Genomic DNA, 14744 nt, shown 5'->3' on the forward strand with positions numbered 1-14744 from the left:
ACGATAAGCCTTTTATTGAGCCTCAGTAACAAAAAAGCTTCCCCAAACTTATTGAGGAAGCTTTATTTTTTAGACTAATTATCAACTAACGATAGTTACGTTGAGCTGTACTGACCTTCTCAAGATAACGACGAGATTGATCGGCAGGGTGCTTATTACGTAATGTGGTATACACCTGTGTTGGCGCTAATTTGTTAATCATAGCGGCTGCTTGTTTCTTATCACTATGGAATATCCGTAATACGCTACCAGCACCGCCATTGTAAGCCTGTATAACGGCGTAGCGACGTGAAACAGGATCTTTGATATCTCCAAGGTAGCTGTTTTGCAGTATCGAAATATAAGCCGCACCTGCATCGATATTATTAGCAGGATCAAATAAGTAACTACGACTTGGTTGTCCTGATTTTCCTTGCATTCGGAAGACATCTCGACCTGCTGTTGCTGGCATAATCTGCATTAAACCGAGTGCATCAGAACTGCTCACCGCATATGGGTTGAAACTGGATTCAATCTGCATAATTGCCAAAATTAGTGATGGCTCAACACCATATTTAGCGGCTGCCTGTTGTACTAGTGGTAAATATTTATGAGCACGTTGATCAAGATGATTAGGAACAAGATTAAGGGTGACATACCAAATTGTGTTCATACCGGATTGACGTTTTTGTAATTTATTGGCAATCAGATAATCTGCAAATTTATTGGCGCGCCATTCCCAACGTATAGGTTGCCCTGTGTTATCGAGTACTTGTCCTAATAAAAAGGGTTCTGTACTGTGAGGAATATTATTAACGTCAGAGTAGAGATCGATAGAGCCTGGATCTTCGCCCATCAATAACGTTGTGACTATCGCCTTATGCAATTGAAATTGAGGTGTATCATCACCTAAAGTTTCTATCGTGATCGTACCAGCTTCAAAATTAATATGGCTACGTGTTTTATAAGCATTGGTATATTTTACGTAGTCTTTAGGGCCTGCGATTAATACTTCCTTCATACCCCAAATCATTTCGATATTATTGGCAAATTGCCCCATAAGAATATCGAACGCATTGGTATCCTTTGCGTAATCGGGTTCAAATGTTTTTGGTGGTTGACTACTACATGAAATGAGTAGAGGGGCGATAATCAGCAAGAGAAGGATTTTTTTCATGGTCAATTGCATCGCTATGGTGAATAAAATACCAGAGCCTTAAAGGCTCTGGAAAAGTGAATATTATTTTTCAGGTGGTGTGTAGCCGTCAATATGAACATCATGGCCTTCAAATAAAAATCTCACCATTTCTTGTTCTAATAGTTTGCGATCATCAGGATTCATGGTGTTAAGTTTTTTCTCATTGATAAGCATGGTCTGTTTTGTCATCCATTGAGCCCATGCTTCTTTTGATATTTCATTGAAAATGCGCTTTCCAATTTCTCCTGGGTACAACTGAAAATCAAGCCCATCAGCTTCTTTGTTAAGGAAAGTACAAAAAATAGTTCTGCTCATAATAAATCCTCAATATCGCAGGTATTAGCTTAGGCTAATTGTCTAAGTAAATTCTCTACAGGTGCTGCTAACCCTACGGTCGCAGGTGTCTGTAAGTTATACCAAAGTCCTTTTTGCTCCTCCATCATAGAGGTAAACGCTGAGAGTTTTACGCAAATTGGCACAATATCTAAATGAAAGTGGCTAAAAGTATGTCTAAATGAAATCAGTTGCTCTGATTCATTATTATCAAGTCCATGTTCAATTAACCACTGTTCTAAAAGCGCTTTTGTTTCAAATTGAGGAAAGGCAAATAACCCACCCCATATTCCTGCTGGTGGTCTTTTATCCAACCAAACAAGATTATCATATTGTAAAATAAGAAAATAAGTTGTTTTTTCTGGGATGACTTTTTTCGGTTTTTTCCCAGGATAATCCGCCCAATTATCTTGAGCATAAGCGATACAGCCAGTATTTAATGGGCATAACTCACATTTAGGCTTACTTCTTGTGCAAACCATGGCACCTAAATCCATCATTGCCTGATTAAAATACTCGACACCTTCGGTTGGGGTGACGTTTTCGCTGATCTCCCACAATTTATTTTCAACTTCTTTTTTACCCGGCCATCCTTCAACGGCATAACAGCGTGCTAAAACACGTTTCACATTACCATCAAGAATTGGATAAGGCTTTTTCAGTGATAACGATAAAATAGCACCAGCAGTTGAACGTCCAACACCAGGTAAGGCACAAACGTCCTCAAAGGTATCAGGAAACTGCCCTTGATGTTTATCTACAATGTGTTGTGCCGCTTTATGTAAGTTTCTAGCTCTTGCGTAATAACCAAGGCCCGTCCAGAGATGAAGTACTTCATCTAGAGGGGCTTTAGCTAATGCGTTGACATCAGGAAAACGTGCAATAAAACGCTCAAAATAAGGAATAACCGTTGCAACTTGAGTTTGTTGCAGCATTACCTCTGATAACCATACGTGATAAGGCGTTTTTTCTTGCTGCCAAGGGAGTGTTTTACGCCCATATTTGTGATACCAATTGAGTACGACTTGCGAAAATTGCAGAGCTTCCATCATGTTTTATTTTATTAACTCATGTTCTGATTAAGGTAAGATTGCACCACAGAGAGAATAAACTGTAAACACTCTTAATATTTATCTTATAGAGTGATGCTTCTATGTGTGACTCTTGCTAAACTTAGTGATCTTTGGATAATGTCGGTTAAGTTGCACTATTGCGACATTATAACGATTTTAAGTAAATAATTGGCCTAACGACTGACAGTATTAGACATGATCAAGAATGTAATTTCTCCGGAATTCAATGAAGAAGGACGTGCTTTACGACGCGTTCGTAGTTTTGTTCGTAGACAAGGCCGTTTAACGCCTCGTCAAGAGCAAGCATTAGAAACACAGTGGCCCGCCTTTGGCATTGAATATCAACCGGAACCCATCGACTTCAGTCAGGTTTTTGGACGCGAAGCGCCTGTAATTTTAGAAATAGGCTTCGGCATGGGCGCATCGCTCGTGACTATGGCAAAAAATACACCAGAAAATAATTATTTCGGTATTGAAGTACATGCGCCGGGTGTTGGTGCTTGTCTTGCAAGCGCTGAAGAAGAACAATTAAGTAATCTGAGAGTCATGTGTCACGATGCGATTGAAGTGCTCAATCATATGATCCCAGATAATAGCTTAAAAATGGTTCAGTTATTCTTTCCTGATCCATGGCACAAAGCGCGTCATAATAAACGCCGTATTGTTCAAGTGCCTTTTGCAGAATTAATTTTAAAAAAATTAACGTTAGACGGTGTTTTTCATATGGCGACAGATTGGGAACCATATGCAGAACATATGCTTGAAGTAATGACAAGTGTTGAAGGTTATCAGAATTTGTCAGAAACTCAGGATTATGTACCACGACCAGAAACACGCCCTGTGACTAAGTTTGAAAAGCGTGGTCATCGTTTAGGGCATGGTGTCTGGGATCTTATGTTTAAGAGGGTAAAATAATGGCTAAACAACGTAGTCGCCGCTTACGCAAAAAAATGCGTATCGATGAATTTCAGGAATTAGGTTTCTCAGTTAAATGGACTTTCCCAGAAAATACCCCAATTGAGGAAGTAGATCGCTTTGTTGATGAACTGATCCTCAAAGTTATTGAGCCAAACGGGCTGGCATTTGATGCAAGTGGTTACCTGAGTTGGGAAGGCTTAATCTGCTTACAACAAATTGGTAAATGTACAGAAGAGCATCGCCAATTAGTCGAAAACTTCCTAAAAGAAAGCAAAATGCAAGATGTACAAACCTCTGAACTATTTGATGTTTGGTGGGATTGATAGAAAGTTATACATTTAGCAAATAATAACAAGGGCATCCAAAAGGATGCCCTTGTCTGTCTGGGGAAGGGACTGTGACTACAACGTTATCTAACGCATTACTTTCAGATATTTTGCAACAAATTCGCCCATTAATAGGGCAAGGAAAAGTCGCGGATTATATTCCTGCATTGGCTCAAGTACCTCCAGAACAGCTTGCTATGGCTGTTTATACGATTGATGGTGAACTCTATCAATCAGGCATGGCAGATAAGCGTTTTTCAATCCAATCTATTTCTAAAGTACTCAGCTTAACGCTTGCTTTAACGCGTTATGAAGAAAATGAAATTTGGCAACGTGTAGGAAAAGAGCCATCAGGGCTGCCTTTTAATTCCTTGATACAGTTAGAAATGGAAAAAGGAATACCACGTAATCCCTTTATTAATGCAGGTGCCATTGTTATCGCTGATATGTTGCAGTCTCGCTTAAGTGCGCCTAAGCAAAGAATGTTAGAAGTGATCCGTTTTCTCACTGATACTCCTGATATTTGTTATAACTCAGTGGTCGCAAAATCAGAGATGGAGCATCTTAGTCGAAATGCCTCTATCGCTTACCTGATGAAATCTTTTGGTAATTTTGAGAACGATGTTATTACGGTACTGGAAACCTATTTTCACTATTGTTCAATAGAGATGAGTTGCACCGAGTTAGTGCGATGTTTTAGTTATTTGGCTAATCAAGGTACATGTGTGGGTAATAAAAATCAGATTATTACGCCAAGACAAACCCGCCAAATAAATGCGTTAATGTTAACTTGTGGAATGTATGATGGTGCCGGTGAATTTGCGTTTCGTATCGGTATTCCCGGAAAATCAGGCGTAGGTGGTGGCATTATTGCTGTTGTTCCCGATGCTTTTACGGTTGCAGTCTGGTCACCAGAGCTGGATAAATCAGGTAACTCATTAGCAGGTTGTGCAGCACTTGAATTATTAGCAAACAAAGTAGGACGTTCAATTTTTTAGGTGTGTTTTCAGGAGAGTTGTTATGAATTTAAGAAATATTGCTGCCACACTGTTTTTTGTTGCAGGTACAGCAAATGCATCACCAAGTTTTGATTGCGCTGTAATGCCAAAAGATGATTTACGCATAACCTCTGAATTTGTTGAAGTCGCGGGTTCACATGGTTTAATGGTGATTTATCCTGACGGTACATTATTTCAAAATGAAAAAAGTGCCTCATTGACACCACAGCAACAAGAACTAGCAAAAAAATATCAAGCCACCGTAAGACGAGACGTACCTTGGCTAAGAACTGAAACAGGGGTAAAACTGCAAGATTCTCGTAAAGTGCTTGATAAAGTGGTGATTGAAGCTTTTGGTAAAGATAGCAATATCCTTAATAGATTAAGTAGATTAGAGAAAGATCTTAATCAGCAAATGGATAGAGTGGTCAGCATAGAGCCGAATAACATTACATTCCATTCTCAAGCCATTAAAGAAGTTGAAGTTAAAGGCCGTGAAATCGTAGAAAGTAGTTTAGGTGGTATGTTGCAAGACAGCATTAATGAGTTGGGGAAAAAACAGTTATTAGCAGCTGCGGGTGGTGACAGTAAAAAAGCCTTAGGCGGATTATTAGGAAACTTAGATGGTTTTCAAAAAATTATAGATCAGGAGTGGAAACAGCAAGAAGCTGCATTTACTCAATTTGGTCAGCAAGCTTGCAGCAAAATAACCCAGATGGAGAGTCAACGGGTAGAGCTTGTTAATTCTCTAAAAAAATAATAATACTCGTCATGCTTCAAGCGATATCTTGAATTATTTAGAGTATATATTACTAGCTCACAACAATTGAAAACAATAATGAAAATCATTCTTATTCAATTGACTTATGAGATGAGCTGTTTAGAATGCCCTGTTTGAGTATTTCACTTAAACAGGGCAAAATTAATGAAGAAGATCCTTCCTTTAGTTATCGCATCTATCCTTTCTGTAACCAGTTTCTCTGCGTTAAGCAAAACGCCAATCGAATACCAACCTAACCAAGTTATTAGCCAGCATAATGACAAGATGGTGATTAAACACCAGTTGGGTGAAACGTCGGTCACTAAGAACCCTTCAAAAGTGGTTCTATTTGATTTTGGTCTCTATGATTCTTTAGTTCAGTTAGGTTTAGCCGATAAAGTGGTTGGGTTACCGTTAGGTAATGCGCCAGCCTATATTAAAGGAAGTATTGCAACTAACGTTGCTAATGTTGGTGGCATGAAAGCGCCTGACTTAGAAAAATTAGCCGAAATTAAACCTGATTTAATTATTATTACAGGTCGCCAAGGTGCCTCATATGATGCTTTAGCGAAAATTGCACCAACCGTTAATTTAGGTGCTAACAGTGCAAATTATCTCAATTCAGTTGAGTCAAATATCAAATTATTAGGTGAATTATTTGATAAACAGCAAGTGACTCAAGAGCAAATTGCTAAATTAAATACTGTTATTGAGCAAGCCCAGAAAAAAGCAGCAGGATCTGACAAAAAAGTTTTAGTATTATTACATAACGCTGGCAATTTAATGCCTAATAATCAAAGTGTTGTTTATGATGTTGTTAAAGCAAAAAGAGCTGAATTACCGCCTGTTGCTGAAGAAGAGAAAGGCAAGCGTCGTGTAGTTACATCAGAAATGATTGTTCAAGCTAACCCAGATGTTATTTTTATTATTGATCGCAGTGAGGCCATTGGTGCGGGTAAATTAGAAAAAACAGCGTTTGAAGATGATGCTATAAAATCAACTTCAGCTTATAAAAATGGCGGTATTGTTTATCTACAAGCTGATCTTTGGTATCTTTCTGGCGGTGGTTTAGACAGCTTAACTAAACAAATTGAAGCGGTAGAAAATGCACTTTAATTAATTTAACCTTAAGATTTTTATGGTGTTTTAAGGTTTTCAATAAAGAAAAATGCCCAACTGTGAATAATCAGTATGGGCATTTTTTTAAGCTAGCTATTTGAAATCAGCAATATTAAAGAAATAACTCAAGCAATGAATTGAGGAACAGCTTGCCATGAGGTGTAATTTGCCAGTGAGTGTCTGATTCACTGATATAACCTAAAGTCAAAGCTTCATCTATTTGATGGCGAATAACTTCTTCAGAAAGCCCAGTGTAATCACTGAAATCTTGTCTTGGGAATGCTTCTAATAGACGAAAACGGTTCATAAAAAATTCAAATGGACGGTCATCATTATCAACAAAATTTTGCTGGTGGAGATAACGACCTTCCATAAAACCTTTAGGATGCTTGGTTTTTACGGTTCGCATTATACGACCATCTTCAAAGCTTATTTTTCCATGAGCACCACAACCGATGCCTAAATAATCCCCGAAACGCCAATAATTTAAGTTATGCTCACATTGAAAGCCCGGCTTACAATATGCTGATGTTTCGTATTGTTGATAACCTGCTGCTGTTAGTAATTTGTCACCTTCTGAGAAAATATCCCACAGCATATCGTCATCAGGTAATTTCGGTGGACGAGAGCCAAATTGTGTATTGGGTTCAATGGTTAATTGATACCAAGACAAGTGTGGTGGGGATAACTCTATTGCTTGCTGTAAATCCGAAAGTGCTTGAGATAATGATTGGTCTGGTAATCCATGCATTAAATCTAAATTAAAGCTACGTAGGCCTAATTCTTTGGCTAAACGAGCGGCATTTTTAGCTTCATCAGCATCATGAATGCGCCCTAAGCGAATAAGCTTATCGTTGCCAAAACTTTGCACGCCAATAGAAATACGATTTACACCTGCGCGTTGGAATCCAGCAAAGCGTTCAGCTTCCACGGTTCCCGGGTTAGCTTCCATAGTAATTTCTGCATTAGGACTAACAGCAATGCGCTCTTTAACGCCATAGAGTAAATCAGCCATTGACTCAGCGCTTAATAAGCTAGGTGTACCGCCACCAATAAATATGGTTTGGATTTCACGGGAACCCACGTGAATAAGATCGGCATCTAAGTCATTGAGTAAATGTTGCACATATTCCTGATGTGGAACTTCGCCTTTTAGTGTGTGTGAGTTGAAATCACAATAAGGGCATTTTTGTACACACCAAGGAATATGAATATACAAACTTAATGGAGGCAACTTAAGCATTCTTAAGGGCATCCAACATTAATTTAAGTGCTTTACCACGATGCGAATACTGATTTTTTTGCTCTTTAGTTAATTGTGCCGCAGTACAATTTAATTCAGGAACAAAGAAAATAGGATCGTAGCCAAATCCACCTTCACCATGCATTTCTGTGCTTAATACACCGTGCCAAATACCGTGAAAAATTAATGGAGTTGGATCGTTCTCATGGCGCATATAAACTAATACACAGTTAAATTGTGCTTGGCGTTTTTCAGCAGGAACATCTTTCATTGCATCAAGCAATTTATCCAGATTATGCTGATCACTCGCATCAACACCCGCATAGCGTGCTGAGTAAATTCCTGGAGCGCCACCTAAAGCATCAACCGAAATACCTGAGTCATCGGCAATTGCGGGTAGACCAGTTACTTTTGCTGCATGACGCGCTTTAATCAGCGCATTTTCAACAAAGGTTAGGCCCGTTTCTTCAACAGAATCAACACCAAGCTCTGTTTGAGCAACAATATTTAAACCAAAATCGGAAAGCAAAGAGGCTAGCTCTTTGACTTTTCCTGGATTTCCTGTTGCGAGTACTACTTTTTGCATGAGTGTTATCCTTAGTAAAGTGTTGCGCTAAGTAACCATTGTAAAACGTCTACACGCAGATAATTCAGGGCGTAAAGCACAAGAATAACAATCATTGCTGAGAAATCTAAACCACCCATCGCCGGAATAACACGACGAATTGGTGCCATTAAAGGTTCTGTTAATTGAAATAAAAGATGATCAATTGGATTACGACCTTGGCTTACCCAGCTAAGAATTGCGCGGATAATGATCAACCAGAAAATCATCTTACCTGCTGCTGTAAGCAGTTCAATAAAAGCAAATGGGAACATTAAAGAGAAAGGAATTGATGTTCCTGATAAGTAAGATGGAATGATAATACCAAGTAGAATTAATATATAGGCTAATAAAACTGAGGCTGTATCAATAGGACCAATAGAAGGAATAACACTTCTTAATGGGCGAACAATTGGCTGTGTGATTTTGACGATAAATTGTGAAAAAGGATTATAAAAATCAGCTCTGACACATTGCATCCAAACACGTAATAGTAGTACGGATGTGTAGAGTTGAAGAAGAGTCAGAATGACGAAATTTAAAAAATTCATTAGTTGGCCCTGATGAAATTAAAATTGTTTTTCCATTTCTTGCGCACGTTTAATCGCAGCTTGCATGGCAGAAGCGACGTTTTCAGGTAATTTACCTTCATAAAACTGCATAAGTGCAGCCGCTGTCGTTCCACCTTTTGATGTTACTTGTTCACGTAAAGTTGAGAAAGGTAACATGTATTGTTTCTCTGCTAAGGCGGTAGAACCACTTGCTGCTTGTTGCACAATAGCTCTTGCTACTTCAGGTGAAAAACCTAAACGTTCAGCTTCTTGTTGCATTGATTCCATAAACAAGAAGAAATAAGCAGGTGCACTACCAGCAACGGCGATAATATCATTGATGGCAGATTCTTGCTCTACCCAAACGGTTGTTCCAACACTTTTCATTAATTCATCAGCAAACTGTTTATCTTGAGATGAAAGCGAATTGTGCGCGAACATACCACTTAAACCTTTACCTACAAGAGCTGGGGTATTTGGCATAATGCGAACGAGCTGTAATTGAGTAGCGAAATAGTCATTATAACGTGTTGCAGGAATACCAGCAGCGATAGTGAGGACTAACTTTTTACTCATATCGATATTTTGTAAGGGCTTACAAACTTCCTTCATCATTTGTGGCTTTACTGCCAGCACAATAACATCCGCTTTCTGAACCGCATCAATATTGTCATTAGTACTATGAATACCGAACTCTTTTTCTAGTGGTTCACGACGAATAGCAGAAGGCGAGCTGACGGTGATTTTATTTGCTGGATATCCACCTTGAACCAATCCTGCAATAATGGCTTGAGCCATATTTCCAGCGCCAATAAATGCGATGTTACGATGTTCCATATAAACCTCTATTTTTACTTAGTCGCGTAATCTCTTGCGCCAAAAATTGCCGTTCCAATACGAACAAGTGTTGAACCACAAGCAATAGCAGCTTCCATATCACTCGTCATTCCCATAGATAACGTATCTATATGGGGATATTGAGATTGCAATTGCTTAAATGCGAGATGCATTTTTTCTAGCACTTCAACTTGTTTGTCATAATTACTTTCAGGTGCAGGGATCGCCATTAATCCACGTAATTTAATGCCTGAAAGAATAGAAATTTGTGCCGCTAGTCCATCAAGTTCAGTCAGATTAATACCTGATTTACTGTTTTCATCGCTAATGTTGATTTGAATAAGGACATTTAATGGTGGCAATGAGTCAGGACGTTGATCACTTAATCTTTGAGCGATTTTTAATCTATCAATGGTATGGCACCAATCGAAATTCTCAGCAACAAGGCGTGTTTTATTTGACTGTAAAGGACCGATAAAGTGCCAAACTAGGGTGTGGTTATCAGCAAAATAATGGATTTTATCAACGCCTTCTTGGACATAGTTTTCGCCAAACTCAGTTTGTCCACACGCTATTGCTTTTTCGATATCACTCGCAGGTTTTGTTTTACTCACTGCAAGTAATGTTATTTCTTCTGAAGAACGGCCGCATTTCTGCGCTGCTGTGTCAATGTGAGACCTGACATTGACGAGATTCTGTTTAATAGTATTCATGGCAACTCAGGAGATAATAAGATGAAAATGGAAAATTTAATTGCATATAGTGTAAAGCATAACGCCTCGGATCTGCACCTTTGTTGTGGTGATGTACCACGATTGCGGATCAATGGAATACTTTATCAACAAAATCAATGTAAACCTATCACTTCCGATAGTCTATTAGCATGGTTCTTGCCTTTTTTGAGCAACACCCAAAAGCAAACTTTTGAGAATGAAGGGCAGGTTGATACAGCACTTACGCTATCTTGTGGGCAGCGACTTCGTGTCAATTTATTTCGTCAACAAAAGGGTGTTTCAGCTGTATTAAGAATAATTGAAACACAAATTCCTTCTTTAGATAAACTTCGAGTACCCAAGTCGGTTTCAACACTTTTAGACCGCTATTCTCATGGGCTTATTTTGGTAACGGGGGCAACAGGAAGTGGGAAATCATCGACATTAGCAGCAATGATCAATCATTTAAACCAATATCAACGTCAGCATATTTTGACATTAGAAGATCCTATTGAGTTTATACATAGCAATAAGCAAAGCATTGTGCAGCAAAGGGAAATAGGGCGAGATGTTCAGCATACTGCAAATGCGATAAAGAGCGCTCTACGCCAAGATCCAGATGTCATTATGTTAGGCGAATTAAGAGATGCACAAAGTATTCAATTGGCATTAACAGCAGCAGAAACCGGACATTTGGTGCTGGCAACATTGCATACTCAAGGGGCAGCACAAACGCTTGAGCGCGTAACTAATGTGTTTACAGGCAATGAGCGACAATGGATTTCATCACAATTAGCGTGCAGTTTAAGGGCGATAATCTCACAAGAGTTAGTATCTTCAACCGAAGGTGGGCGTGTGGCGTTATTTGAAATAATGCAGGTCACGCAGGGTATTTCTCATCTTATTAGAGAAGGAAAATACCACCAAGTGACAACATTAATGCAGACAGGTAGTGAATACGGTATGCAAACCTTCATGTTAAGTCGGCAACAACGCCAACATGAAGGTTTAATTCAAGCTGAGTAATAACTTATAAGTAAAAATAGTCGACTATTACTAGTTGGAACCTATTTTTTAGAATTATTGTTCAAACCAGCTTTCAAGAATAATAACGGCAGACGCTGCATCTACACTGCCTTTATCTAAGGAACGATAACCACCACGTTCAAAAAGATGAGCGCGAGCTTCTACGGTGCTAAGGCGTTCATCATGCAACGCAATTTGTACACCAAATCGGCCATGAAGGCGATTAGCAAATTTTTTAGCTTGAGTTGTGATTAACTGTTCGGTGCCATCCATATTAAGAGGTAAACCGACAACCACGAGATCAGGTTGCCACTCTTTTATGATTTTTTCGATTTGAGCCCAATCAGGAATACCATCTTTTGCTTTAAATGAGGCTAAAGGTCTTGCTGTTCCTGTAATTTCTTGACCGATAGCGGCACCAATGCTTTTTGTGCCAAAATCAAAGCCCATTACCGTTCTGTTTGACATTATGCGTGACCCGCTATCGGTGAAATGGTGTGGATATTAATCCCAATTAATTCAGCGGCTTTATGCCAACGTTCAGCAATAGGGGTATCAAAAATAATTTGAGGAGAAGCTTCAACTGTTAGCCAGCTATTTTCTAAAATTTCTTTCTCTAATTGGCCTTGTTCCCAACTAGAATAACCCAAAGAGACTAATGTTTTTTCTGGTTGTCTTGCTGTACCTAAGGTTTCTAATACATCTTTGGAAGTTGTGATCATCGTGCTATCACTAATTTTGATACTAGAACTAAAACCTGAAACCGGAGTGTGCAAGATAAAACCATGCTCTTCTGCAACAGGGCCTCCTGACATCACGGGTTTTTGTAAGCTAATTGCTCCATCTCTATCAGTTGAAAAAATTTCTAGTTGATCTAATACACCTTCCACAGAGATATCTTCGATAGGTTTATTAATAATTAAACCCATCGCACCGTTTTCATTATGTTCGCAAACATAGACGACCGAGCGTTCAAATAACGGATCGCTTAATGAAGGCATAGCAATAAGAAAATGGTTAAGTAAATTCATAATAGTCGTACTGTTCCCTGATCATTTTTATTAAAAAAACCTAGCCCTTTTATACATCGTATTTCTTAATGTATACCGCTTATTGATTAATATGTGGGGGCTAGGTTCATACTTTTAAACCCTTTAATCTCAGTGTCTAAAAGTTAGTTTTTCTTGTTTAAGCGGACTTCAATTGCATCCATTAGCATACCTGTAATAGAAATATCAGGATAAGCTGCTTCAATTTCACGCGCACATGTTGGACTTGTGACGTTAATTTCAGTCAAGCGATCGCCAATAACATCTAATCCAACAAAAATAAGGCCTTTTTGTTTAAGGATAGGTGCAACTTGACGCGCAATAGCCCAATCACTTTCTGTTAATGGACGAGCTTCGCCACGGCCACCGGCAGCTAAGTTGCCTCGCGTTTCACCTTTTGCAGGAATACGCGCTAAGCAATAAGGAACAGGTTCGCCATCGACAACCAGAATGCGCTTATCACCATTGACAATTTCAGGTAGGAAATTTTGAGCCATACAGAAACGGTGACCATGTTCTGTCAATGTTTCAATAATAACACCTACGTTTGGATCGTCTTTTTTCAGGCGGAAGATTGATGCGCCACCCATACCATCTAGTGGTTTGAAAATGACATCACCGTGTTTTTCATGAAAAGCGCGTAAATGCTTAGCTTCACGAGTCACTAAGGTGTCTGGTGTTAATGTTGGAAACCATGCAGTAAAGAGTTTTTCATTACAGTCACGTAAGCTTTGTGGCTTATTAACTATCAGCGTTCCCATATCTTCAGCGCGTTCTAAAATATAGGTTGCGTAGATAAATTCGGTATCAAAAGGCGGATCTTTACGCATTAAGATGGTATCGAGTTCACCTAAAGCAATATCTTGCTCTTTGCCAAACTCAAACCATTTTTCTGGGTTTTCTTCTACACTGAGTAAACGAGTGTGAGCGCGTGCTTCACCTTGATGTAGGTAAAGGTCGTTCATCTCCATATAATGAATTTCCCAGCCACGACGTTGTGCTTCTAATAACATGGCAAAGCTGGTGTCTTTTTTGATTTTGATGGATGAAATTGGATCCATCACAATACCTAATTTAATCATTACTTCTCCTTTATCCCAGATCGCCGAACCGAACCTGCAAAGCGGTGATTGCGGTGAGCGCTGTTGTTTCAGTTCTTAATACACGAGGACCTAATAAAATATCAGTAAAATGGTGCTCTGCTGTCATGGCGATTTCTTCAGGGGAAAGTCCACCTTCAGGGCCAATCAATAAGCGCACTTTTTTAACAGGTAAGGGTAAGGTATTAATACTTTGGTTAGCCCTAGGATGTAAATTGAGTTTTAAACTACCATCATCTTGAGCACACCATTCTTCTAATGGCATCACAGGCATTAATTGTGGAATGCTATTTCTGCCACATTGCTCACATGCCGAGATAATAATTTTTTGCCATTGCTGATGTTTTTTCTCTAAACGACTAGGGTCAAGTTTAACACCACAGCGTTCTGAGATCAGTGGAGTGATCGTATTAACACCTAACTCAACTGATTTTTGAATAGTAAACTCCATTTTCTCACCTCGTGAAAGCACTTGTCCTAAATGGAGGTCGAGAGGGGATTCTTTATCATCAACAATGCCTTCATTGATTTGCACAGTGACTGACTTTTTTGTGCTTTCTATGATTTCAGCATCAAATACCTGATTTGAACCATCAAACAGTGCTAGTTTTTGCCCAGTAGACATTCTTAATACACGCCCAACATGATTAGATGCTTCTTCATCTAATGCTGTTTGAGTACCTGCTGTGAGTGGTTCTGGATGATAAATGCGAGGAATACGCATAACGTGAAACCCTTACGTAATAGATGGTTAACCGTGATAAATAAAATATGTGATATGCATCATACGCATGACATTATGGCATGCAAGTTATCACTTTGCTTTTGTTGCTATTATAGCGTGGATCTTATTGCGTGTTTTGTCGCAAAATTTCATGTTTTCATTGTCATTATAAAGAAAATTCTCGGTATTAAAT

At 39.0% G+C, this 14744-nt stretch carries 18 protein-coding genes; 6 read left to right on the forward strand and 12 right to left on the reverse strand.

Translation table 11 applies throughout. The features are described from left to right. Window positions 1-85: 85 nt before the first annotated feature. The 3 genes from mltC to mutY form a co-directional block, all read right to left on the reverse strand. Window positions 86-1156 carry a membrane-bound lytic murein transglycosylase MltC gene (gene mltC, locus DK857_RS15840; RefSeq protein WP_109402717.1) on the reverse strand — a complete coding sequence of 357 codons (1071 nt, stop codon included), beginning with the start codon at window positions 1154-1156 and terminating at the stop codon, window positions 86-88. A gap of 63 nt (window positions 1157-1219) precedes the next feature. Next, the gene (locus DK857_RS15845; RefSeq protein WP_098943971.1) at window positions 1220-1492 is read right to left on the reverse strand and encodes an oxidative damage protection protein; all 273 of its coding nucleotides are present in this window, start codon (window positions 1490-1492) and stop codon (window positions 1220-1222) included. A gap of 29 nt (window positions 1493-1521) precedes the next feature. Next, window positions 1522-2562 (reverse strand): A/G-specific adenine glycosylase, encoded by a 1041-nt coding sequence (gene mutY / locus DK857_RS15850; protein ID WP_109402693.1) that lies wholly within the window; start codon window positions 2560-2562, stop codon window positions 1522-1524. A 216-nt stretch (window positions 2563-2778) separates the two neighbouring features. On the opposite strand from mutY, the gene trmB reads away from it, so the two are divergent. From trmB to DK857_RS15875, 5 genes are all read left to right on the forward strand, one after another. Next, complete coding sequence (gene trmB, locus DK857_RS15855) at window positions 2779-3498, forward strand: tRNA (guanosine(46)-N7)-methyltransferase TrmB (protein WP_088493525.1); 720 nt, start codon at window positions 2779-2781, stop codon at window positions 3496-3498. Next, a complete protein-coding gene (locus DK857_RS15860; protein WP_023581025.1) occupies window positions 3498-3824 on the forward strand; it encodes a YggL family protein in 327 nt (108 codons plus the stop codon). The genes trmB and DK857_RS15860 overlap by 1 nt, the downstream gene beginning before the upstream one ends. A 74-nt stretch (window positions 3825-3898) precedes the next feature. Continuing rightward, window positions 3899-4825 carry a glutaminase B gene (gene glsB / locus DK857_RS15865; protein WP_109395302.1) on the forward strand — a complete coding sequence of 309 codons (927 nt, stop codon included), beginning with the start codon at window positions 3899-3901 and terminating at the stop codon, window positions 4823-4825. 22 nt (window positions 4826-4847) lie between these two features. After that, entirely contained in the window at window positions 4848-5585 is a 738-nt protein-coding gene (locus DK857_RS15870; RefSeq protein WP_109395301.1) for a DUF2884 family protein, read from the forward strand. Window positions 5586-5750: 165 nt separating this feature from the next. Next, window positions 5751-6701, forward strand: a complete 951-nt coding sequence (locus tag DK857_RS15875; RefSeq protein ID WP_109395300.1) for a siderophore ABC transporter substrate-binding protein — start codon at window positions 5751-5753, stop codon at window positions 6699-6701. Window positions 6702-6816: 115 nt separating this feature from the next. On the opposite strand, the gene hemW is transcribed toward DK857_RS15875, so the two are convergent. Genes hemW through DK857_RS15900 form a run of 5 tightly spaced genes read right to left on the reverse strand, consistent with a single transcriptional unit; the run spans window position 6817 to window position 10652 of the window. After that, complete coding sequence (hemW, locus tag DK857_RS15880) at window positions 6817-7947, reverse strand: radical SAM family heme chaperone HemW (protein ID WP_109402694.1); 1131 nt, start codon at window positions 7945-7947, stop codon at window positions 6817-6819. Then, a complete protein-coding gene (locus tag DK857_RS15885; protein WP_109395298.1) occupies window positions 7940-8533 on the reverse strand; it encodes an XTP/dITP diphosphatase in 594 nt (197 codons plus the stop codon). Before DK857_RS15885 ends, hemW begins: the two co-directional genes overlap by 8 nt. Window positions 8534-8544: 11 nt before the next feature. Continuing rightward, the gene (locus DK857_RS15890; protein WP_109395297.1) at window positions 8545-9102 is read right to left on the reverse strand and encodes a YggT family protein; all 558 of its coding nucleotides are present in this window, start codon (window positions 9100-9102) and stop codon (window positions 8545-8547) included. An 18-nt stretch (window positions 9103-9120) separates the two neighbouring features. Further along, window positions 9121-9939 carry a pyrroline-5-carboxylate reductase gene (gene proC / locus DK857_RS15895; RefSeq protein ID WP_109402695.1) on the reverse strand — a complete coding sequence of 273 codons (819 nt, stop codon included), beginning with the start codon at window positions 9937-9939 and terminating at the stop codon, window positions 9121-9123. A 14-nt stretch (window positions 9940-9953) separates the two neighbouring features. Beyond that, window positions 9954-10652 (reverse strand): YggS family pyridoxal phosphate-dependent enzyme, encoded by a 699-nt coding sequence (locus DK857_RS15900; protein WP_075672347.1) that lies wholly within the window; start codon window positions 10650-10652, stop codon window positions 9954-9956. Window positions 10653-10673: 21 nt separating this feature from the next. Here DK857_RS15900 and DK857_RS15905 point away from each other — a divergent pair, with 21 nt between their 5' ends. Then, complete coding sequence (locus DK857_RS15905; RefSeq protein WP_109402696.1) at window positions 10674-11678, forward strand: type IV pilus twitching motility protein PilT; 1005 nt, start codon at window positions 10674-10676, stop codon at window positions 11676-11678. Between the two features lie 54 nt (window positions 11679-11732). On the opposite strand, the gene ruvX is transcribed toward DK857_RS15905, so the two are convergent. The 4 genes from ruvX to rsmE all read right to left on the reverse strand — a co-directional run bounded on the left by ruvX (window position 11733) and on the right by rsmE (window position 14551). Beyond that, on the reverse strand, window positions 11733-12146 hold the full coding sequence (gene ruvX, locus DK857_RS15910) for a Holliday junction resolvase RuvX (RefSeq protein ID WP_109402697.1): 414 nt from the start codon (window positions 12144-12146) through the stop codon (window positions 11733-11735). After that, on the reverse strand, window positions 12146-12709 hold the full coding sequence (locus DK857_RS15915) for a YqgE/AlgH family protein (protein ID WP_109395293.1): 564 nt from the start codon (window positions 12707-12709) through the stop codon (window positions 12146-12148). Before DK857_RS15915 ends, ruvX begins: the two co-directional genes overlap by 1 nt. 143 nt (window positions 12710-12852) lie before the next feature. Then, entirely contained in the window at window positions 12853-13809 is a 957-nt protein-coding gene (gene gshB / locus DK857_RS15920; RefSeq protein WP_109402698.1) for a glutathione synthase, read from the reverse strand. 10 nt (window positions 13810-13819) lie between these two features. Then, complete coding sequence (gene rsmE, locus DK857_RS15925) at window positions 13820-14551, reverse strand: 16S rRNA (uracil(1498)-N(3))-methyltransferase (protein WP_109395292.1); 732 nt, start codon at window positions 14549-14551, stop codon at window positions 13820-13822. Window positions 14552-14744: the final 193 nt, after the last annotated feature.

Source organism: Proteus terrae (assembly GCF_003144325.1).
Classification (GTDB): Bacteria; Pseudomonadota; Gammaproteobacteria; order Enterobacterales; family Enterobacteriaceae; genus Proteus; species Proteus terrae.